General features: G+C 40.4%; 25 protein-coding genes. 22 read left to right on the plus strand and 3 right to left on the minus strand.

The annotated features are described in order from the left end of the window. Positions 1-68: 68 nt before the first annotated feature. Positions 69-401: a MerR family transcriptional regulator gene (locus AAHB12_RS02170; protein WP_129728444.1), complete on the minus strand. Its 333-nt coding sequence runs from the start codon at positions 399-401 to the stop codon at positions 69-71. Positions 402-689: 288 nt separating this feature from the next. On the opposite strand from AAHB12_RS02170, the gene AAHB12_RS02175 reads away from it, so the two are divergent. The 11 genes from AAHB12_RS02175 (at position 690) to AAHB12_RS02225 (ending at position 13686) form a co-directional block, all read left to right on the plus strand. After that, entirely contained in the window at positions 690-809 is a 120-nt protein-coding gene (locus AAHB12_RS02175) for a hypothetical protein (RefSeq protein ID WP_246040257.1), read from the plus strand. 24 nt (positions 810-833) lie between these two features. Continuing rightward, positions 834-1001 carry a Fur-regulated basic protein FbpA gene (locus AAHB12_RS02180; protein WP_129728443.1) on the plus strand — a complete coding sequence of 56 codons (168 nt, stop codon included), beginning with the start codon at positions 834-836 and terminating at the stop codon, positions 999-1001. A 313-nt stretch (positions 1002-1314) separates the two neighbouring features. Further along, positions 1315-3630 carry an RNA polymerase recycling motor HelD gene (gene helD, locus AAHB12_RS02185; RefSeq protein ID WP_342044165.1) on the plus strand — a complete coding sequence of 772 codons (2316 nt, stop codon included), beginning with the start codon at positions 1315-1317 and terminating at the stop codon, positions 3628-3630. Positions 3631-3857: 227 nt separating this feature from the next. Beyond that, positions 3858-4703 (plus strand): DegV family protein, encoded by an 846-nt coding sequence (locus tag AAHB12_RS02190; RefSeq protein WP_342044166.1) that lies wholly within the window; start codon positions 3858-3860, stop codon positions 4701-4703. 157 nt (positions 4704-4860) lie between these two features. Beyond that, on the plus strand, positions 4861-5115 hold the full coding sequence (locus AAHB12_RS02195) for a hypothetical protein (protein WP_246040253.1): 255 nt from the start codon (positions 4861-4863) through the stop codon (positions 5113-5115). 401 nt (positions 5116-5516) lie between these two features. After that, the gene (locus AAHB12_RS02200) at positions 5517-6503 is read left to right on the plus strand and encodes a sugar-binding protein (RefSeq protein ID WP_129728442.1); all 987 of its coding nucleotides are present in this window, start codon (positions 5517-5519) and stop codon (positions 6501-6503) included. Next, positions 6500-7945, plus strand: a complete 1446-nt coding sequence (locus tag AAHB12_RS02205) for a sensor histidine kinase (RefSeq protein ID WP_342044167.1) — start codon at positions 6500-6502, stop codon at positions 7943-7945. Before AAHB12_RS02200 ends, AAHB12_RS02205 begins: the two co-directional genes overlap by 4 nt. Further along, positions 7930-9468 carry a response regulator transcription factor gene (locus AAHB12_RS02210; RefSeq protein ID WP_129728440.1) on the plus strand — a complete coding sequence of 513 codons (1539 nt, stop codon included), beginning with the start codon at positions 7930-7932 and terminating at the stop codon, positions 9466-9468. Before AAHB12_RS02205 ends, AAHB12_RS02210 begins: the two co-directional genes overlap by 16 nt. A gap of 366 nt (positions 9469-9834) precedes the next feature. Further along, entirely contained in the window at positions 9835-10923 is a 1089-nt protein-coding gene (gene xylF, locus AAHB12_RS02215; protein WP_129728439.1) for a D-xylose ABC transporter substrate-binding protein, read from the plus strand. Between the two features lie 70 nt (positions 10924-10993). Next, positions 10994-12505 (plus strand): xylose ABC transporter ATP-binding protein, encoded by a 1512-nt coding sequence (locus AAHB12_RS02220; protein WP_129728438.1) that lies wholly within the window; start codon positions 10994-10996, stop codon positions 12503-12505. Positions 12506-12507: 2 nt separating this feature from the next. After that, positions 12508-13686, plus strand: coding sequence for a sugar ABC transporter permease (locus AAHB12_RS02225; RefSeq protein ID WP_342044168.1), 1179 nt, complete (start codon positions 12508-12510; stop codon positions 13684-13686). 60 nt (positions 13687-13746) lie between these two features. On the opposite strand, the gene AAHB12_RS31650 is transcribed toward AAHB12_RS02225, so the two are convergent. Both AAHB12_RS31650 and AAHB12_RS02230 read right to left on the minus strand, forming a co-directional pair. Then, the gene (locus AAHB12_RS31650) at positions 13747-13857 is read right to left on the minus strand and encodes an IS3 family transposase (protein WP_446715502.1); all 111 of its coding nucleotides are present in this window, start codon (positions 13855-13857) and stop codon (positions 13747-13749) included. 41 nt (positions 13858-13898) lie between these two features. After that, positions 13899-14126 carry a helix-turn-helix domain-containing protein gene (locus AAHB12_RS02230; RefSeq protein WP_342044169.1) on the minus strand — a complete coding sequence of 76 codons (228 nt, stop codon included), beginning with the start codon at positions 14124-14126 and terminating at the stop codon, positions 13899-13901. A gap of 417 nt (positions 14127-14543) precedes the next feature. Here AAHB12_RS02230 and AAHB12_RS02235 point away from each other — a divergent pair, with 417 nt between their 5' ends. The 11 genes from AAHB12_RS02235 (at position 14544) to AAHB12_RS02285 (ending at position 25366) form a co-directional block, all read left to right on the plus strand. Next, the gene (locus AAHB12_RS02235) at positions 14544-16484 is read left to right on the plus strand and encodes a BglG family transcription antiterminator (RefSeq protein WP_342044170.1); all 1941 of its coding nucleotides are present in this window, start codon (positions 14544-14546) and stop codon (positions 16482-16484) included. 173 nt (positions 16485-16657) lie between these two features. Next, complete coding sequence (locus tag AAHB12_RS02240; protein ID WP_342044171.1) at positions 16658-16984, plus strand: PTS lactose/cellobiose transporter subunit IIA; 327 nt, start codon at positions 16658-16660, stop codon at positions 16982-16984. Between the two features lie 106 nt (positions 16985-17090). Next, on the plus strand, positions 17091-17399 hold the full coding sequence (locus AAHB12_RS02245) for a PTS sugar transporter subunit IIB (protein ID WP_129728434.1): 309 nt from the start codon (positions 17091-17093) through the stop codon (positions 17397-17399). 26 nt (positions 17400-17425) lie between these two features. Next, entirely contained in the window at positions 17426-18724 is a 1299-nt protein-coding gene (locus AAHB12_RS02250; protein ID WP_129728433.1) for a PTS sugar transporter subunit IIC, read from the plus strand. 1 nt (position 18725) lies between these two features. Then, on the plus strand, positions 18726-18986 hold the full coding sequence (locus AAHB12_RS02255) for a hypothetical protein (RefSeq protein WP_129728432.1): 261 nt from the start codon (positions 18726-18728) through the stop codon (positions 18984-18986). 23 nt (positions 18987-19009) lie between these two features. Next, entirely contained in the window at positions 19010-20101 is a 1092-nt protein-coding gene (locus AAHB12_RS02260) for a DUF871 domain-containing protein (protein ID WP_342044172.1), read from the plus strand. 589 nt (positions 20102-20690) lie between these two features. Next, complete coding sequence (locus AAHB12_RS02265; protein ID WP_342044173.1) at positions 20691-21791, plus strand: amidohydrolase/deacetylase family metallohydrolase; 1101 nt, start codon at positions 20691-20693, stop codon at positions 21789-21791. After that, positions 21769-22872 (plus strand): DgaE family pyridoxal phosphate-dependent ammonia lyase, encoded by a 1104-nt coding sequence (locus tag AAHB12_RS02270; RefSeq protein WP_342044174.1) that lies wholly within the window; start codon positions 21769-21771, stop codon positions 22870-22872. Before AAHB12_RS02265 ends, AAHB12_RS02270 begins: the two co-directional genes overlap by 23 nt. 1 nt (position 22873) lies before the next feature. After that, complete coding sequence (gene dagF / locus AAHB12_RS02275; RefSeq protein ID WP_129728428.1) at positions 22874-23629, plus strand: 2-dehydro-3-deoxy-phosphogluconate aldolase; 756 nt, start codon at positions 22874-22876, stop codon at positions 23627-23629. Next, a complete protein-coding gene (locus AAHB12_RS02280) occupies positions 23622-24638 on the plus strand; it encodes a sugar kinase (RefSeq protein ID WP_342044209.1) in 1017 nt (338 codons plus the stop codon). Before dagF ends, AAHB12_RS02280 begins: the two co-directional genes overlap by 8 nt. Continuing rightward, positions 24638-25366, plus strand: coding sequence for a GntR family transcriptional regulator (locus AAHB12_RS02285; RefSeq protein ID WP_342044175.1), 729 nt, complete (start codon positions 24638-24640; stop codon positions 25364-25366). Before AAHB12_RS02280 ends, AAHB12_RS02285 begins: the two co-directional genes overlap by 1 nt. Positions 25367-25407: the final 41 nt, after the last annotated feature.

Here is a 25407-nt window from a genome sequence, read left to right on the forward strand (position 1 = left end):
CTCCGGTTATTCGTGTTTTTTGTTTATCTGAACTCTATAGGAAAGCTTTCCGGATGTTTTTCATACAATTATCGTGGCTTTTGAATACCAAATTGTGCATTTAGCTGTCCGCGAATCATTTGTTCACGAACAGTTTTCTCGTTCAGTTGTTTTTCCTTTCGCAGCATCTCTTTTCGAATTTCGTACGTCTGCACGCCTTCCTCCATTTTCTCCACAATTTCCATCAACTGCTCTATATCGTTGAAGGAGTACTTTCTTGTACCTTTCTGCGTACGCTCCGGGAAAATGAGTTTTCTTTCTTCGTAGTATCGAATCTGACGTTCGGATAATCCTGTAATTTCACTGACTGTTCCAATGGTAATAACCTTCTTGTCTTTATAGGACTCTTCTTTGAGCGCCAACACAGTTCTCCCCTTTTTGTGTTACACTTTCTTTCCCATATTTATTACTATACGCTTTTTTTGCGAATTATGCGACATGTTTGTTATATTTTCTGACATTCTTGTTATATTTTCTTACATGTAATGGAAAAAAATTCAAAACACTGTAAGGTTTTCTTACGGTTTTTGAGGAAAATACTTGGAAATTTCATACAATAAAATAAAGGCAAAATAATATACAGCAAAGTGTAATCAGCACATGAAAGCAGGAGAAAGGAGGGGGGCAACGTGACAAATTTAGAGGAATCTATGCAACTGGCCAGAAAAATTATTGAGCTGGATTTGTTGAGAGATGAGATGCTCGAAGAGTTGATGACGTTAGCGGGAAACAAAGCCTTCGATCTACTGCGGACATTGCAAAATCAATAAGCTTTTCAGAAAGGGGCATGCGGCATGTCAAATTTACTCAGAAAAGCCGTAGAACGGCAAAAGCGATTTTACATTGAAAGATTGCTGGAAGCTGGGATTTATAAGAAGTCCAATGTTCATTTGTATGAAATGACATTGAGTGATCTAAAACAGGTATATCAATCGTATAGACATTCTCAACAGCATCTTTGAATGCTATGCTTTTTTCACCATATAAGAAACTCATTATAGGTATAACAATAGCGCTATATGCTGCTTTTGTTATACCTTTTTCTTTGCGCCGTAAGAAAGGATAAATTTCCAGAAGGGAGGAATTTTGGGCATGCAGCAGTTATATATTAGGAAAAGAAAAAATTCAAGACAGGAACGCCGATGGATTTTGCGTGTCTGTGTCATAATATAAGTTGCATCCTTAGCTAGGATGAAAGAGAATAGCAATAGGATAGAAAAAACCGTTATACATAAATTTCCATAAGGGGATTTAGTTTGATAAAAGGAGTGGCGGATGTCTATGAGAGATTTAGAGCAGGAGCAACAACGCGTTGATGAAGTCGTCGCAAAAATGAAATTAAAAAGCGCCGCCCTAGAGCAGCAAGCGGGAGCGGTAAAATCAGAAGTTGTAGGAATTCGCCAAAACTTTTGGGAGGATGTAACTGTAAATTTTGATGATGCGGTTGAAGCTGCGGAAACCTTCACGAGCTTAAAGCAGCAAGTTGAATTATTAGCTGAGAGGGAACGGAGTCACCGTCATGGAAATGAACAACTGAAAATATTAAAAAGATTACAGTCTTCCCCCTACTTTGGGCGGATTGATTTTATAGAAGACGGAGAAGAGGAAGAAAGGATTTATTTAGGAGTCGGTTCGTTTTATGACGAGGAGACGGAGCAATTTCTCGTTTATGATTGGCGAGCACCGATTTCAAGCTTATATTATGATTACGGAATTGGTCCAGCACAATATGAGGCGCCTGGCGGTACGATTACAGGAGAAATGAAGAGAAAGCGCCAGTTTGTCATCCGTAATAGCCATATTGAGAGTATGTTCGATACTGGCATTACCATTGGTGATGAAATGCTGCGTGAGGTATTGGGGAAGCAAGCGAACACACAAATGAAAAGCATTGTAGCAACGATCCAGAAGGAACAAAATCGGATTATCCGCAACGACACAAGCCGTTTGTTGGTTGTGCAGGGAGCAGCAGGGAGCGGAAAAACTTCGGCTGCTTTGCAGCGAGTCGCTTATTTGCTCTATCGATATCGTGGCGGGCTAAACGCGGATCAGATTGTGTTGTTTTCACCAAACTCCATGTTTAATAGCTACGTGGCAACAGTTTTGCCGGAGCTTGGGGAAGAAAATATGCAGCAGGCGACCTTTCAGGAATATTTGGAGCGGCAGCTTGGTAAGCATTTTGATTTAGAGGATCCATTTACACAAATGGAATATGCCCTTAGTTCCAAGGGTGATCCGGGCTATCCTGTGCGCATGGTAAGTATTCGCTATAAAGCAACGATGCATTTTATGCGGTTAATTGAGCAGTATGTAGAGGCTTTACATGAAGAGGGATTGATCTTTAGGGATATGATATTTCGGGAAGAGGTTCTGATTTCCGCAGCGCAAATTCATGAGCGATTTTATAGCTTAGATGCAAGTCTATCCATTCCAAATCGGATGCAGCTTGTTGCAGAATGGCTGAAAACCGAATTAAGACGTTTGGAGCGTTCGGAGCGGAAAAAGCCATGGGTCGAAGAGGAAATGCAGTTTTTGGACAATGATATTTATGTCCGTGCTTATCGCAGATTGCAAAAACAGAAAGAATATTCTGAGCATACCTTTGATGATTTTAAGAGGGAAGAGCGGTTGTTAGCAACGGTTGTTGTGCAGGAGAAGTTTAAGCCGCTGCGCCGGTTTGTGAAGCGTCTCCAATTTTTAGATGCTGTTGCCGTATATAAGCAACTGTTCGCACCGGGGGCTGCCGAGCAATTTCAAATGGATTTGCCGGAGCAGTGGGCGGATATGTGTAAGCAAACCGTTGAAAAGGTAGATGCGGCCGAGCTGTTTTATGAAGATGCAACACCGTACTTGTATTTAAAAGAACAGCTTGAAGGCTTTCAGCGCAATACGTCCGTACGCCATGTGTTTGTAGATGAAGCGCAGGACTATTCACCGTTTCAGTTTGCTTTTTTAAAGAAGCTGTTTCCGCTTGCGCGTATGACGGTGCTGGGAGATTTGAATCAGGCAATTCATGCGCATGCTGCTGATAACGGCTTTATGGCGGCTGAAGAGCTATATGGTCCTAAGCAGACCGAAACAATTATATTGACACGCAGCTACCGTTCAACAAGGCCAATTATTGAATTTACAAGTCAGCTGATTTCCGGTGGAGAGAATATTGAGCCATTTAACCGTGAAGGGGAAAAGCCTTCTGTTACAAACGTTTTGAAGGAACAGTTAGCACAGCGTATTATAGAACGTGTTCGAAGTTTGCAAGCAGCCGGGCATGAGACAATCGCTGTTATTTGCAAAACAGCTTCAGAAAGCATGGAGGCGTACAATGCGATGCGAGACGACCTTCAGCTTCGCCTCATTCGGAAGGAGAGTGCCTCCTTTGAGCCAGGGGTGCTTGTTATTCCGTCTTATTTGGCTAAGGGCGTGGAGTTTGATGCGGTCATTGTGTATGACGCTTCGCAATACTGTACCGAAGATCGGAAGCTGTTTTATACAGTGTGCACACGGGCGATGCATGAACTGTATTTGTACGCTTCAGAAGAGGAGAACTCTCTTTTAGCAGATGTTTCTAGAGAGTTATATGTACAAGGCTAAGTGGGCAAAGAATGCCTTCGCCTACAGCACATAAAACTAAGAGATAGAATCGTAATACTTGTACTTTAAGAATGTATAAATTTCTAGCTGGGAGACAATTCGACGTAGTGAGAAATTTTAGGAATAAAGTTATAAGTGCAACTACGCCTCTGTCTTCGCCCAAGGGCAGGGCTCGCCAATCGGCGAGTTTTCTTTATTAGAGAAAAGGACATAGGGAGAATACTTGAATGACGAAACAAAGGAAAATTGCCTGGGTTACAGACAGCACTGCGACGCTTTCGAAGCAATATATCGCACAGCATCATATATATGTTGTGCCGCTTGAAATTATATTTGGGAGTGAATCATTCAAGGAAGATGTAGATATTACAGCAGAGGCATTTTACAAACGGTTGGAAGAGTCTAAGGAATTACCGAAAACGTCTCAGCCGGCTATCGGCGAGTTTGTAAGCTTATACGAGAAGTTAAAAGGGGAGTACGAATACGTGATTGCCATTCACGCGTCAAGTGCTCTTACCGGAACGTATCAAACGTCAGTGAGTGCAGCGGCAATGGTTGGTCTCCCTATTGAGATTATCGATTCAAAAATTGGTTCGTATGCATTAGGGAAGATGGTGCAAAAGGGGATAGAGCTTGAGCAGCAGAGAAGAACGTATGAGGAAATTGTATCCTATCTTCAGACGCTTCCTGATAAAGGACGATTGTACATGATTCCCGGCAGCCTTGAACAGCTTCATAAGGGCGGACGAGTTTCTACAACACAGGCGTTCATTGGAAACTTAATTAAGCTGCGATTGTTAATTAAGTTCGATGAAGGAAAAGCTGTACTGTTTGATAAAATTCGTACCGACTCAAAGGCAAAGGCTCGGTTGTATGAGATTTTGGACGCTGATGCTTCGCACATTAAAGAAGCAAGCATTATTCACGGTAATGATCCGGAAAAAGCAATGGTATGGAAGCGGGAACTGGAACAAATTTATCCTCATGTTAAATTTACGACGACGATGTTCAGTCCGGTGGCTGGCACCCATACGGGACAAGGAACGATAGGATTGACGTGGATTAGCGAGTAAAACGGGAGAAACCTCCCGTTTTATTTTTGCACTGTAGGAAAGTATAAATTTCCATCCAGGATTTAATTTTACATTTAGAAATAAAGTGTAAGCGTATGAAAAGAGGGAGAATAGGTAACAATTCTTGGTGGATAGTGATAGGAGAGGAGATTATTTTATGGACTCGCACCAGTTTGATTATGACAGGCAGGAAAAGCCTGGAGATTCCATGTCTGGAAAACAGTTAATGGATATTCTGGAGCATTCGCTTGAAATGGAAAATGAAATGATGCGTACCTATTTAATTACAGCAGAGCGACTTCATGCAGATGAAGAGCTGAAGGAGCGGCTGCAAAATTTTGCGGAAGGCAATGCGAAACGAACGCGTCAGCTTTTAAACGAGATTGAGAAGTTAGACAAAGGCGAATCGTGATAACTGTGAATACTTATAACCCTGCAATCCGTATTTGTATCGGTATTCTTCTAGATATGAGCTGCGATGTTATACAAAAACCTGAATCCTGCATTGTACAGGACTCAGGTTTTTTACATTGTAACCAGAAAGTATAACTTTTCGGGGTGATGTCTAGCTCCCAAGGTCCAAAATGGCAGACTCCGGGCTGAACCTCTGCAAAAGGAAAAAAGCGCCTTTTACTTCGGCCCACCCCTACGCTGCCATAAAAGGCGGGCCTTGTCCGCTTTTCTTAATACAATATGTTTCCTTAGACAAGTAAAGAAAGACTGTCCTAAGTTGCTTTGCTATATTTTATCCAGCAAGGTATTGAAAACGCTTCCCTTAATCTGTACTATATATAATACGGATTGGAGGGACATATGGGAAACAAAAGGTGGACGGCTAGTTTAATAGTGTTGTTTGTTCTTTTTATGTACGTACTTATTCGCTTTGCAGCAAATACGAACAATATTGAAAATGCCGTAGAAAGTTTGAAAACGACGCAAAAGGCAAAGGGAAAAACGGCTCATTTTATTCTTATTGCCCAGGAATTGGATAATCCATATTGGAGAAGCATTGAACAAGGAGCGAGGAAAGCAGCCCATACGTACAATGTGCAGGTAGAGTATATTGCCCCGTTGCAGACAAGTGTTGAAGAACAAATGAAATTATTTGAAAAGGCAATTGTATCTAAGGTAGACGGGATTGTTGTACAAAGCCTTGATGAACAGATGTTTGCCCCAATTATTAATAAAGCTGTTAACGAGAATATTCCTGTCGTCACGATTGATACAGATTCGCCAAAGAGTGAGCGGGTTGCCTATGTCGGAACCGACAATTATACAGCTGGTGAGAAATTAGGAGAAGTGGTAGCGGAAATGACCGGGGGCGAAGGTGAAATTGGCGTAATGATTGGCAGTGAAACATCAACAAGTCAAAAACTACGATTTAACGGCTTCCTATCTGTCATTCAGAAGCATCCACAGATGAAGGTTGTCGAGGTAATGTCGTCGAATATTTCTCAAATCCAAGCCGTTTTGCAGGGAGAAAGCATGCTGAAGAAGCATCCTGACATGTCAATTATGGTCGGCATGAGTGCTTTAGATGCAATCGGTATTTTAAATGCAACAACTAATATGCGCAGAAATAATGTGCAAATATTTGGCTTTGATGATGTAGAGGAAACTCTGCAAGCTATTTCAAATGGGCATATTCAAGCAACCATTGTACAAAAACCCTTTGATATGGGCTTTCAATCTATCAAAATTCTGCGCCAGCATTTACAGGGGAAGGCGATGAAAGTGGAACATTTTACTCCGACTGAGGTGATTACGAAAAATAATGTACATCTGGAGGAAACGAATTGAATATTCGCACAAAATTATTTATTTTTATCCCAATTCTCGTTATTTTAATTAATTTGGTTTCATTTTTTGTTTTTCAGAGCGGGAAAAAGGTTCAAGAAAGCTATAATGTCATGATTGACAGGGTTTTTCTATACAAGCAAATTTCAATGGAGACACAGGAAAATCTCCGTTTATTAAGCGGCTATATTGCGAATCAGGATACAAATTCCTATAGCTCATTCCTTCGGCATAAAGGAAAGCTGCAGGCTCTTCAGGCATCATTAGAGAAACAAAATCGCGGAGGAAATGAGGAGCTTATTTTAGAAAATTACAGTCATCTCATCTCATCATTTTTAGAGCTGGAGACTGCTACTACAAAAAAATTACTTGAGCAGGATTTTGCGGGCTATGTGGAACAATACAAGGAAGTTGAAAAAATTGCTTCTTTCATTCGGGAGGATAGTCAAAATCTTGTTGATTTAGAACTAAGCAACTACCAGCCGATTTTTAAGAAGATTATGGCTAATACACGATCTATGAACCAATTAGGCGGGATACTATTTATTCTTACAACGGCGCTTAGTATCGTATTTGCAATCTGGCTCTCACGAAGCATTGTCATTCCTATCCAGCGTCTTGTGTATATTGCAAAGCAGATTGGCAAAGGGAACCTAGATATAGCTGTACCAGTATTCCAAGCGAAGGACGAGTTTAGTATTTTAGGAAATATGTTTCATGAAATGCTAGAGAATCTCCGAACATTGATGGGTAAGAATATGGAAATTCTGGAAAAAGAGCGCCTTGTAAAAGAGCTTGAGTTAAAGGCGCTGCAAAGCCAGATCAATCCACACTTTTTATTTAATACATTAAATGTAATTTCAAAGCTGGCATATATTGAAGGGGCTGAGCAGACGAGCGACTTGACGGTTTCTACGTCCAATTTGCTGCGCTATAATCTAAGGAAGCTGGATGAACCGGTGACGCTTCGGGATGAAATCAAGCATGCTGAGGAATATTTTGCGATTCAAAAAGCGCGATTCCGGGATCGAGTCCAGTTTAGATTGGATATTAACGAATCGTGCTTAGAACAGGCCATTCCGTGTTTAACTCTTCAGCCGCTTTTAGAAAATGCATTTGTACATGGTATTGAGGGAATGGAAGCGGGAGCAATTATAGAGCTTTCTGTTAAGGAGATAGATAACTTTGTATTTGTCTCTATTTTTGACAATGGTGCTGGGATGACTAAAGAAACAAAAGAGGCACTGTTGACAGCTTCAACGGTTTTCCCGACAAAGAGACGTTCCACTGGACTTGGGACGACAAATGTATTTAAGCGCTTACGCCTCTTTTATGAAAAGGAGGAGATTGTGGATATTATCAGTAAGCAGGACGAAGGAACAAGTATTATTTTAAAGCTTCCAATCAAACAAGGGGGGCAGGGGAAAGTATGTATCAATTACTAATCGCTGATGATGAACCGCTAGAGAGAGAAGGTCTTGAGCTTATGGTGCAAAGGGCAATGCCTGAGCAATTTACCATCTATCATGCAGAGAACGGAAGAGTTGCAATTGAAAAGGCAGATAAACACCAGCCCGATATTATTTTTATGGATATTAAAATGCCAGGCATTCAGGGTCTTGAGGCAGTTTCTGTGATTCAAAAAAAGCTCCCGGATACAAAGATTGTAATTGTAACAGCGTATGATTATTTTACTTATGCAAAGGAAGCGCTCTCCTTAGGAGTGAGCGATTATCTTTTAAAGCCGGCAAAACGGGAGCAGATTGTTGCATTGCTCCAGCGGCTTACGAATGAAATTGTTACAGACCGCAGCAAGCGAACACAGGAGCTTGAGCTTATTGAACAAGTTTCTCATCTTCGGCCTCTTACAGAGAATGAATGCACGTTAATGCTGATGCTAGAAACGGTTCAAGAGCTGGATGTACTCACACTGTCACGAATGCTTGCTATAGAGATGCAATTTGGCAGCGCAGTTGTGATATCATTTCCAGATGTGAAGGATGAAAAGGAGCAAAGACGCGTATATGAGTGTGCGAAGCATTATGTAAAGTCACAGCAAAATTGCTTAGTCAGCCCAGTTATTCAGCAGCATATGGCAGTTTTCTTTCCTGTTGTCCTAGAGCGGGAACGAGATGTGCAGCAAGCAGCTTTTTTGCATGATGCAGGGAAGTTGCGTGAATATATAAAGCAGCAAACAGGACAAACCGTCTGTATTGGAATTGGTCCAGTACATAAAGGAGCCGCGGGCTGGCGGCAGTCGTATGAGGAGGCATTGGCAGCGAGCAAGCAATGTACAGAAGCTGTACCTGTGCAGCCATTTCGTAAAGAGATGAAAAGAAGCATTTCAGAGGAGCAAGGGCGGCAGCTATGCAATGCAATTAGTATCATGGATGAGCAGGCAGCTATGTTGCAGCTTCGGACTATATATGAAAAGCTTATAGAGATAACGAAGAGTGACGCAAAGCGTATTCGCGCTCAGCTTCTTTCTCTGTTTGGTTATATTTCACAATTCATGCAGCATTCCCATCTGCAGCTGGAGCCTATTTCCTTCCCTGATATAGATGATCTATCAATGCTGCGAGTAGCGAGTGAGCAATATGTTATAAATATTATTTCTAAGATGAAGAATGAGCGGGAGAAAAGGGCAGGACATTTGCTCATGCTGGCCAAGAATTATATTAAGGACAAATATACAGAGGATATTTCCCTTGAACAGGTAGCTGAGCATGTAAATTTAAATTCTGTATATTTCAGTAAGCTTTTTAAAAAGCAAACGGGAGAAACATTCAGCGATTATGTAATGAATATGCGCATTGAAAAAGCAAAGCAATTGATGAGAAATGAAGCATTAAGCTTAAAAGAGATTTGCTTTCAGATTGGCTATCATGATCCAAATTATTTTAGCCGGGTATTTAAAAAATGTACGAACGAAGCTCCAAAGGAATATCGTCAAAAGCTTTTGCTTTAACAAACTGTGAAAGAAATTCCTTTTCTAACAGGTATAGTATAAACATAGATTCAATGTGGAATGCCGTTGCGATTTGTAACGGTATTTTTCTATTTCTATTTAAAAAAGAGTAGATTTCGAGTTGGAAGTGAATTTGGCGCAGGCGGTATTTTCTGGGAGAAGGGGCTGAATTCTGGACTATTTTAAGTAAAAGATAAAAAAATGCTAGTTTTCAGTAGAAATTATTTGTAACCGTTTTCGATAGGTTAAATTAATGAAGATAATGCATAAATAAGTGAAGAAAAAGTGAAAACAGAGGGAGTATTCCCCATGATAATCTATGTATGTAAGCGTGATCATAATAGAGAAATAGGGGGACTTAAGCATATGAATAAATGGTTCAACGTTGTATCTAAAGGTGCTTTAGCAGTTGCATTAGCTTCTACGGTTGCCGCTTGTGGAGTTGTATCATCTGGCAATGAACAGAAGGCAGAGAACAATGAAAAGAAAAAAGACGATAAAGTTGTAATCGGTTTTTCACTAGATACCCTGAAAGAGGAACGTTGGCTAACAGACAAAGCATTATTTGAGAAAAAAGCAAAGGACCTTGGTGCAGAAGTGAAAACGCTATCAGCTAACGGGGATGATGCCATGCAGCTGAGCCAAGCAGAGCAGTTGATTTCTCAAGGTGTTGATGTTCTTGTAGTGGTACCTCATAATGCCGAAGCTTCTGCAGCGATCGTAGAAAAGGCTCATAGAGAAGGGATTAAAGTGATTTCCTATGACCGTTTAATTAAAAATTCGGATGTAGATTACTACGTTTCCTTTGACAATGTACGTGTAGGAGAAATGCAAGCGCAGGCGATTGTAGACAAGGCTCCGAAAGGCAACTACGCCTATATTGGAGGAGCAGATACTGATAACAATGCAAAGCTATTCCGTGAAGGGGCAATGAATGTCTTAAAGCCGCTCGTTGATAAAGGCGATATCAAAATCGTATATGATCAGTATTCTAAAGATTGGAAGCCAGAGGAAGCCTTGAAAAACATGGAGAATGCGTTAACAGCTAATAAAAACAATATCCAAGCTGTTGTAGCAGCAAATGATGGAACTGCAGGCGGTGCAATCCAAGCATTAACGGCACAAGGCTTAGCCGGTAAGATTCCGGTGTCTGGTCAAGATGCAGACTTAGCAGGCTTGCAGCGTATTGCGGAAGGTATACAAACGATGACAGTGTACAAGCCAATTGATAAAATCGCAACGACAGCAGCAGAAATGGCTGTAAACGTAGCAAAAGGAGAACAGGTGAAGGCGGATCAAAAGGTAGAGAACGGAAAAATTGATGTTCCAGCTGTGTTGCTTGATCCAGTTGCGGTTACGAAAGAAAACATCATGTCGACAGTTATTAAAGATGGCTTCAAAAAGCTTGAGGATGTATTTAAAAACGTTCCGAAAGATCAATGGCCAAAACAATAATTCTAGTAAAGAGGAAGTGAATTGGACAGAATGTCCAATTCATTCCTTACAGAGTAAGGGGGTTGGAATAATGTACGCTTTAGAGATGATGAGCATTACAAAAGAGTTTCCCGGCGTAAAAGCCTTAGATAATGTAAGTTTTAAAGTCAAAAAAGGAGAAATTCATTCGCTGTGCGGAGAAAATGGAGCAGGTAAATCTACCTTAATGAAGGTGCTCAGCGGTTTATATCCAGCAGGGACATACAGCGGTGAAATCCGTATCGATGGCAAGACAATGAATTTCCGTAATATTACAGATGCAGAGCAAGCAGGTATCTCCATTATTCATCAGGAGCTGGCGCTCGTGAAGGATATGACAGTGGGAGAAAATATATTTCTAGGCAGAGAACCGAAGCGGTTCGGCTCCATTCAATGGGATCAGCTGTATGCTGAAACGAGAAAATGGCTGCAAGCTGTCGGACTCGATGTTCACCCGGAAACGAAAGTTCATTCTCTTGGTATCGGTCAACAGCAGCTAGTAGAAATTGCAAAAGCATTATCTAAGAATACAAGAATTTTAATCTTGGATGAACCGACGGCAGCGCTAACGGAGAGTGAAGTGGAAATTTTAATGAATTTGCTGCAGGACTTGCGGAAAAAAGGCGTTGCTTGTATTTATATTTCCCATAAAATGCCTGAGGTGTTTTTCTTATCAGATTCTATTACCATTTTACGGGATGGCCAATCTATCGCTACTCTAGACCGGGAAGAGGCAAATGAGGACCGCGTTATCGCTTTGATGGTAGGACGCGAATTAACAGAGCGTTATCCGTATGTAAAGCATACACCAAAGGAAGTTGTGCTTGAGGTGAAGAACTATACCGTCTGGAATAAGGATAAGCCGGGCATGAAGGTGAATGAAAATATTAATTTTAAGCTGCGCAAGGGAGAAATTCTTGGTATCGCTGGATTAATGGGTGCAGGTCGGTCTGAGCTTGTGATGAGTTTGTTTGGCGCATATGAAGGAAAAGCAGAAGGTGAAGTGTGTATCGAGGGCCAAAAGGTGAAAATTAACTCCGTTCGCTCTGCGATTCAAGCAGGCTTGGCTCTTGTAACAGAGGATCGGAAGCGGCTTGGTCTTGTGCTTGGGATGGATGTCAAAACAAATACAACACTAGCGAGTTTGCCTACAATCAGCAAGTTTGGTGTGATGAATAACAATGAAGAAATTAAGTGGAGTGCAAAATATGCGAAAGAGCTGAAGACGAAGACAGCATCACTTGAAACAAGAGTAGGATCTCTTTCAGGCGGAAATCAGCAGAAGGTTGTATTAGCAAAATGGCTGATGGCAAAGCCGAAAATTTTGATTTTAGATGAACCAACACGCGGAATTGATGTTGGAGCAAAATATGAGATTTATAACTTAATGAATCGGCTTGTAGAAGACGGGGTTGCAATCATCATGATTTCTTCTGAGCTTCCAGAGGTTCTTGGTATGAGCGATCGTATTCTTGTTATGAATGAGGGGAAATTCGTAAAAGAGCTAAAGCGTGAGGAAGCAAATCAGGAAAATATTATGCAGGCAGCAACAGGAGGGAAATAAAAATGGAAGCAAAAGCAGTGATTTCTCAAAAAGAGACCATCAAGCAGCGGAGTCCAAAAAACATCTTTGGAAAATTTGATGTTCGTGCTTATACGATGATTATTGCGTTAGTAGGGATCTGGATTTTATTCTCATTCTTAAATGATACATTTTTAACTGCGCGTAACCTATCGAACCTATTTACACAAATGTCGGTAACCTCCATCTTAGCAATTGGTATGGTACTCGTTATCGTAGCTGGTCATATTGACCTATCTGTCGGCTCTATCGTAGGTTTAACAGGCGGTGTTGCTGCTATTTTAAGTAGCTGGATGGGATTGCCGACAGTTGTTGCAATTGTAGGTACACTTGTAGCTGGCATTCTCATTGGTTTATTGCAGGGGTGGCTTGTCGCATATCGTGCAATTCCTGCCTTTATCGTAACACTTGGCGGTATGATGATATTCCGTGGTTTATTAATGGCTATTACAAAATCAACAACGATTTCAATTTCTGATCCAAACTTTATAGCGATTGGAAACGCGTATTTCACAAATGCATTCGGAATGATTTTAGCGGTAATCGTAATTGGAGCATTGGCTATTTCAATGTTTAGAAGACGCAAATCCCGTCAGCAATATGGATTTGAAGTTGCGCCGTTCGGTTTAGATACAGCAAAGCTTGTGTTCTATAGCCTTCTTATTATTGCATTCGTATATGTGATGAACAGCTATAAAGGAACACCATTTCCAATCATCTTTGTTATTCTTATCGCATTAATCTTCAGCTTTATTTCAACCAAAACGACATTTGGCCGCCATATTTATGCACTCGGCGGAAACCCTGAGGCAGCTCGTCTGTCAGGTATTAATATTAAAAGCCGTACAATGCTTCTCTTTATCCTAACAGGCTTACTGTCCGCTGTGGCTGCTCTAATCCTAACAGCGCGCCTAACATCCGCAACGATTACAGCGGGACAAAACTTTGAATTGGATGCAGTTGCTGCATGTGTAATTGGCGGAACATCGCTTATGGGCGGTACAGGAACAATCCTTGGAGCCATTATCGGTGCGCTTGTTATGACATCTCTTGATAACGGAATGTCCTTAATGGGAATGGAATCCTTCTGGCAGTATATCGTAAAAGGAAGCATCTTAATTTTAGCAGTTTGGCTTGATATTGCGAGCAGGAATAAAAAGTAATGATGGTGTTGTTAGTGTGAACGTCCCCCTGTCAAGTAGACATCGGCAAAAAGATAGTGTCTATAATGCAGCCATTCTTCGGTACTCTATCGGGGAATGGCTGTGTAACTTTAATTGAATTCTTTCTGCGTTATAAAAATAAATATAATTCCTAACGGCACGCTGTACCATCTCTTTTGTTTGAAATGACTGTAGATATAACAGCTTTGATTTTAAATGGCCAAAGAAATTTTGAATGCCAATATCTTTTTTAATACATCATTTTGTGCTTGTACGTAGTTTACTACTGCCTCTAAGTTCATTGTTTTTTTACTCGGTTGCTTTTTTGTATTACGTATAGATTTTCCACGCTGATCCTCTAATCCTAGAACACCAGATTCACGATAGGCCTTTACCCATCTCCTTACATGACGATTGCTTGGTAAGTTTAATTGCTTCATTACCATGTCCCAACCCATTCACATCAGAGCCAATCAAACCTATAGTTTGTATCTCTTTTAAAGATTATAATGTTATATTTACTTCATTGGCTTTCTATGATATTGTCTATGTGTAAAAAAGATATTACATCCTTTTCTCACTTATAATTCAAAAACGTTTACTTGACAGGAGAAGAAGTTTACTTGACAGGAGAAGAAGGGAATTAAGTTTGGATATGTATCTATTAATGGTTACCTTGTCAACCAATGTAATTGTCATTTTAGGAGTGGAGTGGCGGAAATGGCATGCAAGCGATAGATTCCCTCATTCGATTCCTCGATGTAAAGAAATTGCCTGGACCATGTCTTTACATTCTCACAACATATTTGTATCAGAACCTTTTATGAGGGAGATGGATAAAAAGGGAGGGATCATGAATGATTCATTTGCATCCTCGATCAATTTTTATATTAAAAGAATTTCTCAATACAAATTCGGTCATTAATGGAAATTATCTCTCAAAGTTTGCGAATGTTTCCTCACGTACAATCCGAGGCGATATAAAAATGTTAAATTCGCTCATTTGTGAACACGGTGCGGTTATCCAGTCATCTAGGGGAAATGGGTATCAGCTTGAAATCATGGATGAGGGTTCATTTTATTCATTTATACAAACATACCTTCAAAAGAATACCGTAAATCATGCTGTTGTCCCCACTGATCAGAAAGAACGAGTTATGTATATAGTAAGAAGATTACTCAGTTCACCAAATTATATGAAGTTAGAAGACTTGTCTGAAGAACTTTATATTAGCAAATCTACTGTGAATAATTTAATGAAAGATGTAAAGAAATTATTAGGGAAATATCAATTAATGCTAGAGAAACGTCCGAATTACGGTGTGAGAGTAACGGGTGATGAATTTTACATTCGTTCTTGTATATCCGAGTATTATTTTAATCGCGATATCCACATACCGATGCTGCAAAATGAACAATATATGTTGAAATTGTTCAACTCCTTTGAGATAGATATGGTTAAAGAGATTGTACTGCGCTCTCTAAAGGAAAAAGGCATGGGATTATCCGATCAAGAATTTGAAAATTTGCTGGCGCATATTTTGATTTCTATTGAAAGAATTCGAAGTGGCAGTGTAATGAAAGAAATAGATATAGACACAAAAGACATTGAACATACAAGGGAATATGCGATTTCCCGTAATATGCTCTCAGAGTTGGAAAAGGTATTTTCTATTCATTTCCCATATTTAGAAGGCATTTATATCACCATTCGTTTATTGGGGACAAAAGTGACTAGTTATCCAACCTCCAAAGCGAGTTCAAAAGAGAAAACAGTGAACGACATGATACAAGAAATTATTCAAGCCGTTTACGAAGAGATGAATATAGATGTAAAGCATGACGAAGAGCTAAAGCTTAATATGGCGGCACATTTATATGTTGCATTAAACCGTATTAAATATGGGTTAAATGTACGAAATCCTATTATTCAAGATATCAAAACGCATTATCCCTTAGCCTTCGAAGCTGGTTTAATCGCAGCTAGTGTGATTGGTGGCAAGATAAACAAAGAAATTGAAGAAAGTGAAACTGGGTATTTAGCCATTCATTTAGGTGCAGCCATCGAGAGGCTGAAAAAGACCCGGAAACAAAAACGCTGTTTAATCGTTTGTGCAACAGGAAAGGGAAGTGCTCAATTATTGAAATACAAATTGATTGAGCATTTCGGGGGATTGTTAGATGTTGTTGATGTTACCAGCTATTATGAATTAAAAGATTGTGTATTAGAGATGCATATTGATTTTATTATTAGTACTGTTACGATTGATTTCGATCTTCCTGTACCTGTTACAAAGGTGAACACTATTCTAGGAAAAGATGACGTAAGTAAAATTAGGAAAAATTTATATGAACAGCACAGTGAAGACATCAGCAGCCATGTAAAGAATGAACTCATATTTTTACGGCAACATATGGATTCGAGAGAGGAAGTCATTCAATTTTTAAGTGACAAAATCGTTGAGTTAAACTTAGCAAGCCAAACTTTGTGCAGCTCTGTTTTAGAGCGCGAGGCATGCTCTTCTACAGCCTTTGGCAACCTTGTAGCCATTCCTCATCCTATCAAAAACATAAGCAAAGAGACGTTTGTTGCATTTTGTTCCTTGGTTAAGCCGATTGATTGGGGAGGAACACCAGTACAATTGGTTTGTTTATTCAGCGTAAAAGAAAACAATACGAGCGACTTACAATATTTATATGATTTCCTATACAACATTCTTGATAATAATAGTACAGTAGATAAAATGATTAATTGTGTGAATCAAAAAGAGTTTAAAAGATTGATGCATGTAAAATAGACAGTCGCAATTCGTGTCCGTAGTGTATATGTATGGAAAAGTGTAACAGAAGAATTATCATACTATTCCAAGACTTCCGTTTCCAACGGAAGTTTTTTATATTTAGAAGAAGGTAATTTTGAACTAAAATAAAACCATCAAAAGAAAGCGCTTTTACAAATAAGGAGGTTAATATGGAAACAAACTTGCCAATCAGTTTTCAAATTATTTTGCATAGTGGAAATGCACGCAGTTTATCATTAGAAGCTATAAGGCTTGCCAAGAATGCAAACATGGAGGAAGCACTAGCAAATCTTAAAAGGGCTAAAGAGGAATTAGGGCTTGCACATCAAATACAAACTAAGCTTATTCAAGATGAAGCAGGCGAGAATAAAACGGAGATTAGTTTAATCCTAATTCATGCTCAAGATCATCTGATGAATGCGATTACAATGAGAGAGTTAGCAGAAGAATTTGTTTCGTTATATCAAAAAATAGATAAACTGCTTATTCAGTCATAATGCATGTTTAACAAAATCTATTACGTTACAGCAAGAGATCGATAAATCAAGAAGCATAGCAGTCACGTTTAAATTATAATTTTATTTCTATAGGGGGAGATAAGACATGAAAATTTTATTATGTTGTGCAGCAGGAATGTCTACTAGTATCATCGTGAGAAAAATGCAAGCGTCGGCTGAGAGCCAAGGGAAAGAATATATGATTAAAGCAGTTGACCAAGGCAGAGCGGAAGAAGAAATAAAAGATTGTGATGTAGTGCTTCTTGGTCCTCAAATCCGCTTTTCACTGCCAAGATTTCAAGAGTTAGGAAAGTATCACAATGTGCCGGTTGAAGTCATCAATCAAATGCACTATGGAATGTGCAACGGAGAAGCAATTCTGCAGCATGCAGAGTCATTAGTTTCCAAAGCATAACGAGAACAAGAGGGGAGGATGAGGAGATGAATAAGTTATTTGGCTTTTTGGAGAATAAGGTCGCTCCAATCACTTACAAGATTGGATCGCAAAGGCATTTATTAGCAGTACGAAATGGTGTTATGTCAACGCTGCCCTTAACAATTGTCGGATCGTTTTTTGTTCTCTTGCTAAACTTCCCAGTTGAAGCGTTTAGTGAATGGATAGCGCCGCATAAAGCTGCTCTTGATGTTCCATTTCGTTTTACGGTTGGTGCCATGTCGCTATATGCAGCCTTTGGGGTAGGGTCAGCATTAGCAGAATCGTATAAACTAGATCAATTAAACGCTGGTTTTTTATCCATTCTTGCATTCCTAATTTCCTGTGTAGTACCTGTACAGATTACACAGCCAGTTGAAGGAGTAATCGGAGCCGGACGTTGGCTGCCTATCAGTAGCTTAAGTGCCGGATCTTTATTCGGAGCTATTGTTACATCTTTAATCACTGTTGAAATTTATAGGTTTTTAATCAAACGCAACATTACTGTTAGGCTGCCAGATAGTGTTCCGCCAGCAGTTGCAAAATCGTTTTCTGCCCTAATTCCTACTTTTGCGGTTGTGTTAGTCTTTTGGGGGATTCGTTACGGGCTAAACTTCAATATTAACTCTTTTATTACAACCTTGATTTCCCCGCTTAAAAATGTATTAGTAGGCAACAGTCTGTTGGGAGGATTATTAACAGTTTTCTTAATTGTATTTTTCTGGTCACTTGGTATTCATGGACCGGCAATTTTAGATCCGCTTATACGTCCGATGTGGGATACGGCAATCTTAGAAAATGCGGACACTTTCGCACGAACTGGGGATGCCCATCACTTGCCATATTTATTTACAGAACAATTTCTCCAATGGTTTGTATGGATTGGGGGAGCAGGATCAACCTTAGCTCTTGTCGTTCTATTCATGTTCTCAAAAGTAAAATATTTAAAAGAACTGGGTAAATTATCCCTTGTTCCAGGATTATTTAATATCAATGAGCCTATTATCTTTGGTGCTCCTATCGTTATGAATCCAATACTTGCCATTCCATTTATTATTACGCCATTAGTCACAACAACAATCTCTTATTTTGCAGTAGTTTCGGGGTTTATTCCAATGATGATGGCAAAATTACCTTTTACCATGCTAGCGCCAATTGGAGCTATTATAAGCACAAATTGGACCTTTGCGGCTGGCGCACTTTCAATTATAAATTTCCTTATTGCATTAGTAATTTACTATCCATTCTTTAAGATGTTTGAAAGACGACAAATGAAAGCTGAAGAAGAAGGGGGACAAGCAGCCTAAGATGATTGAAATGATAAGTGCTGGGCTAGCTCTAATAGCAGCTCATATTCTTTTTGAACGTTCAGGCCTAGGGAAGAAGTTAACTCCCTGGAAATCTATCGGCATCTCTATTCTAGTTATCAGTTTGTCCTTAGTTATATTTGTATTAAGCGGCAGCAAGTTTGTTTTTATAGTTATTGTAACAACTGTATTTTGCGGTGTATTTGTTTCAACAAGATATCGAGACTATTTAATGAGCTTGGCTCGCAGCAAAAAGTTATAACAGAATGAGAGGAAGAAGAGGTAATGTCAAGAAAATTAGGTGTTTCTATATACCCAGAACATTCAACACCCGAAAAAGACAAGAAATATTTAACGCTGGCTTCTCAATACGGATTTGAAAGAGTGTTTACCTGTCTTCTCTCTGTGAATAAACCGAAAGAAATCATTATCGAAGAGTTTACGGACATTATCGCCCATGCAAAATCACTGAGGATGGAAGTCATTTTGGATGTCGCACCAGATGTCTTCGGAAAGTTGGGTATTAGCTATGACGACTTAAGCTTCTTTGCTTATTTGGATGCTGACGGCATTCGGCTAGATCTTGGATTCGATGGTTTAAAAGAGGCAAAAATGACATATAATCCATATGGACTCAAGATTGAATTAAATATGAGCAATGATGTGGACTATCTGGAGAACATATTAACTCATCAAGCGAATAAAACACAACTGCTCGGATGTCATAATTTTTATCCGCAAAGGTATACGGGCTTACCATATAATTTTTTTATAGACTGCAGTAAACGATTTAAAAAGCATGGAATCCGCACGGCAGCGTTTGTCACTTCTCGTCAAGGAAATCTTGGCCCTTGGGATATTAATGATGGTTTATGTACATTAGAACAACATCGTTCCTTGCCAATTGATGTACAAGCGAAGCATCTATGGGCGACAAAGCTAATTGATGATGTAATTATTGGAAATGCATATGCAAGTGAAGCAGAGTTGAAATTACTAGGTTCCCTCAATCGTGAAATGGTGGAATTAAAAGTAAAGCTTCAACCGGAAGCATCTAATATAGAGAAACAAATAGCACTACGAGAAATCCATGTACGACGCGGTGATATAAGCGAATATATGATTCGTTCTGTAGAGGTAAGAAAAAAATATGCTGCCGAAGATTTCTCTTTCCACAATAGTATAAGGCAACAAAAAGGGAGATTATTCATTGGAAACAATAGTTTTGGTAAGTACAAAGGGGAGCTCCAGGTTGTTTTGCGAGACATGCCATTAGATGAGCGGAAAAACTATATTGGGGATGTTGTGGAGGAGGAGCATTTCCTCATTGATTATATTCAGCCCTGGGGAGCATTTGTTTTAAAGGATCAAGAATAATACTGGAGTGGGGACAGCGTGAAAGAGGTTTTAAACATAGAACGAGTTCATTTCTTTACACTTTAAGAAAGTATAAATTTCTAACTGGAAGACAATTCGACGTAGTTAGAAATTTTAGGAACAAAGTATAAGTGCAACTACGCCTCTGTCTTCGCCCAAGGGCAGGGCTTGCCAATCGGCGAGTTTTCTTTATAAAACACTGATTCTGTCCGACAATATTATGGAGGCAGCATATTTGCCAAGTGAGCTTCAGTCTCGCTTGGCTTTTTGATGTGCCAGGCATATTCATCAATTAGACGGTGAAAGTCCGTTATGGGTGTCGAGATATACAAAGGATGTCTCTGGTGATAGGGAATCTAAAGGAGGCGGGCGAAAAATCCCTGACCTGAGGAACAATAAGCTTCAGAAATATTACAAAACAACGATAGTTATACTTTTTTGATTTCTTAGGACATATTAACAACATAACATTATAACGTTATGTTTACTTTATCGATTTTCTATGTTATTCTACATGTGTAAGAAAGAAATACAGATGCAATTAGTTATGTAAGCGCATTTAAATGGAGTTACGGAAGAGGTGAAATGAATGAAAGGGCGGTTCGTATTGCGCAATGTAAAGCGCATAAATAAAGAAGAAATCGATATCGTGGTTGAAGACGGAAAAATTGCCGAGGTGACAAAGGCTGGGAGTGGACGTGGGCAGCAGATATTTGACTACTCAGATGTATACGTATCGAGCGGCTGGATTGATTTACATGTCCATGCATTTCCTGAGTTTGATCCATATGGCGATGAAATTGATGAAATTGGCGTCAAACAAGGCGTAACGACGATTGTTGATGCTGGAAGCTGCGGAGCGGACCGGATTGCAGATTTGGCTGCGAGCAGGGAACAGGCAAAAACGAACTTGTTTGCATTTTTGAACATTTCACGAATTGGATTAAAACGAATCGATGAATTATCCAATATGGACTGGATAGATAAAGACAAGGTATTGCAGGCCGTTAATAAACATCGGGATCTCATTGTCGGATTGAAGGCGCGTATTAGTAAGAGTGTCGTTCGTGACAGCGGGGTTGAACCTTTGCGGGTGGCACGGGAGCTTTCTCATGAAACATCGTTGCCATTAATGGTGCACATCGGTTCCGGACCGCCAAATATTGAGGAAGTAATACCTCTCTTGGAAAAAAGGGATGTCATTACTCATTACCTCAACGGGAAAGAAAATAATCTTTTCGATGATGAAGGCAAGCCGCTTCAAGTGTTGATTGATGCAATTGAACGCGGTGTGCATTTGGATGTCGGTCACGGCAATGCAAGCTTTTCATTCAAGGTTGCTGAAGCAGCGAAACGGCATCACATCGATTTAAATACAATCAGCACAGATATCTACCGTAAGAATAGATTGAACGGTCCGGTATACAGCATGTCCAATGTTCTCTCAAAATTCCTTTACTTAGGATATTCACTTGAGGATGTTATTGCGGCGGTCACAACGAATGCGGCAAGCTGGCTGGAAAAACCGGAGCTTGGCCGGATACAGATCGGGGACACTGCGAATTTAACACTATTTACAGTTCAAAATGATCCGATTACACTCATTGATTCTGAGGGGGACAAGCGTGTAGCAGAGAGAAGGATAGAAGCAAAAGGAGTGGTTGTAAATGGAACGTTCATTGAATGCTAAATATGGGCTTAAACGTGTCATTAACGCGAGCGGACGAATGAGTATTCTAGGTGTGTCAGCCCCGACGGATACAGTGATGGATGCGATGAAGCAGGGCGGACAAAGTTATGTGGAGATTGCGGATTTGGTCGATAAAGCAGGTGACCATATCGCACGCATCCTAGGTTCAGAGGCGGCAGTTGTCGTAAACTCGGCATCCAGCGGTATCGCCCTTTCTGTCGCGGCACTTGTGACGCAAGGGAATCGCCGCAAGAGTGAACGCCTGCATCAAGAAGTCATTGCGAAAAATCAAGTAATTATGCTGAAAGGTCACAACGTACAATACGGGGCGCCGGTTGAAACGATGATCTACTTGGGCGGCGGTAAGCTTGTTGAAGTCGGCTATGCGAATGAAGGCAGAGCGGAGCATATCGAAGAGGCCATTTGTGAAAATACGGCAGCTATTCTTTATGTGAAATCGCACCATACGGTTCAAAAAAATATGATCTCTATTGAGGAAGCATGGGAAGTCGCAAGGAGGAATGGCGTTCCGCTCATCGTCGATGCTGCGGCAGAAGAAGATATTCAAAAGTATGTGAAATACTCGGACCTTGCGATTTACAGCGGTTCAAAGGCTATTGAAGGCCCGACTTCAGGGATCGTCGGCGGTAAGCGAAACTATATTGAATGGTTAAAAGTGCAACTGCATTGTATCGGAAGAAGTATGAAAGTCGGCAAAGAAACGACGTTCGGGCTGCTTCAAGCACTTGATGAGTATGGCGTAAAAGAGGACAAAAGCAAACAAGAAAAAGAAACATTGCAAGTATTAATGCCGCTGAAGGACATTGAAGGTGTCAATGTGACGGTTGTACAGGATGAAGCAGGGCGGGCAATATTCCGCGCACGTATTCAAATTGATCCAGAGCGGACAAATACGACGGCAAAAGATGTCGTGAAGGGACTGCGCGAAGGTGAAATTGCCATCTACACACGTGATTACGGTGTGAGACAAGGCTATTTCGATATTGATCCACGTCCGCTCCAAGGTGATGATATCCATGTCATTGAATCTAAAATACGCGAATTAGTGAGGGGAAAATAAGATGTCAAACATTACAAAACGTTTTTACAAAGATCGTGTCTCGTTAAATGTATTAGCAAGCAGCGTAGAGAATGCGAAAGAGGTATTTGAAGCGGCAGAAGGATATGTTTTAGTAGGTGTCCTCTCCAAAGATTATCCAACGGTAGAAGAAGCAGTAGCAGCAATGAAAGAATACGGAAAAGAAATTGATGAAGCAGTATCGATTGGATTAGGTGCTGGTGACAATCGCCAGGCCGCTGTAGTAGCAGAAATCGCGAAACACTACCCAGGCAGCCATATTAACCAAGTATTTCCTGCTGTTGGAGCAACACGTGCTAACCTTGGTGAAAAAGATAGCTGGATTAACAGTTTAGTGTCGCCGACAGGGCGCGTAGGCTATGTGAATATCTCAACAGGCCCAGTAAGCGCTGCGCAGGATGAACATGCAATTGTACCAATTAAAACTGCGATTGCACTTGTGCGCGATATGGGCGGGAATGCATTGAAATACTTCCCGATGCAAGGATTAAGCCGTGAAGACGAGTTCCGTGCTGTTGCACAAGCATGTGGCGAAGAAGGATTTGCGTTAGAGCCGACTGGCGGAATTGATAAAGAGAATTTCGCAGCAATCTTACGTATTGCTTTAGAAGCAAATGTTCCGCAAGTAATCCCTCATGTCTATTCATCAATCATTGACAAGGAAACAGGAAAAACAAATGTAGATGATGTACGTGAATTACTTGAAATAATGAAGAAATTAGTTGATCACCATGGTTAAAAGGTTTGCGGCTTTTGGCGAGGTTATGATGCGCTTGCAAGTGCCTGGATACGAACTTTTGTCACAGGCTAGTACATTAAACTATTCTTTCTCTGGCACGGGAGTGAATGTAGCGTCGGCTCTGGCGCGCTTTGGGCATATAGGATACCTCGTATCCACATTACCAGCCAATGCAGTAGGTGATGCGGCAGTATCGTATCTTCAAAAATTAGGTATTGATCGATCGTTTATTACTCGCGGCGGGAATTATGTTGGTATGTATTTCTTAGAAAATGGATTCGGTGCGCGGTCCAGCCGCGTTACCTATTCTAATCGTCTGGAAAGCAGCTTCAATACGGCCCGTGAAGGATCATATGATTTTGAGGGAATTGCCAAGAATATCGATGTTGTTCATTTTTGCGGAATCACACTTGCGATGAACGACTCCGTCCGTCATCACATGAAATCCTTTGCGAAGGCTGTTAAAGAAAATGGCGGCACGGTTGTCTTCGACTGTAACTACCGCCCGTCACTCTGGGGGGCAGACGGATATGAAAAGGCAAAACCGCATTATGAAGAAATGCTGTATTTTGCCGATATCGTTATGATGAACGAAAAAGATGCGATGTTTGTCCTCGGTATGCAAACAGAGAGAGAAACACGTATAGAGCAACTTATGGAGCTTATTCCAAAAGTTGCACAAAAATACGAGATATCTGTTATAGCAGGCACGCATCGAACAATCAATGGCGACAATACCCATTCTTTGCACGGCTTTATATTTAAGAATCAAACATTCACGTTCTCAAATACCATTACCTTTTCTGTCTATGATAGAATAGGTGCAGGAGATGCCTATACGAGTGGGATCGTACATGGTGAGATGGAAGGGTTTTCACCAGAGAAAACAGTCGCGTTTGCTGCAGCGTCAGGGATGCTTGCGCATACGATTGTAGGCGATACCCCAATGTCGTCGGAAAACGAAATATTCAGAGCGATGGCAGAAACAGTGGGCGATGTAGAAAGGTAGTGAATGTAACAGTGAACGTAACTCGAAAAAAAGGACCTTTATATTTGCAAGTGAAGAATATCTTGAAAGATCGGATTTTACACGGTATCTATCCTATTGATACGAATATACCTTCGGAGCCGCAATTAGAAAGCGAATTCAATGTCAGCAAAATTACTGTCCGAAATGCGATCAAAGAGCTTGTTCAAGAGGGGTTTCTTGAAACGAAGAGCGGCAAAGGGACGAAAGTCATTCGAAATACGTCTGCTTCAAAACTTTCCAAAGGAAAACGTTTTACAGAAGTATTGGTCGAAGAGGGGCATAAAATTCAAAAACAGTTGTTGCAAGCAGAAGTTATATGCAATCAAGAAGATACAGAGCCTTATCAATTATTCGGAGAGCATTGTCTCCGAATAGAACGTCTTTATCACCTTGACGGCGTACCCTATATTCATTACACGCATTATTTAGATGCGCGGCGAATGGAAGGGATTGAACCATCGGATTTACATGTGCAATCCTTGTACGGTTTGATTGAGGGACAAGATATTTCTTTAGAAAGGTTTCGAGATGGGTTTGCTGTTTCTGTTGCCCCTTTCCATGTAGAGGACAGACTACATGTAAAAAAAGGAACACCTTTATTAAAACGATCACGTTATTCCTATGATGAAGCGGGGGATGTGATTGAATACAGTGAAGGATATTACAACACGGAAATGCAACATTATGTTGTAAATTACGATATATAAAAAATAGCGAGAAAGCGATGCAGTCTCTTTTCTCGCCAAGT

This window comes from Bacillus sp. OTU530 (genome assembly GCF_038440375.1).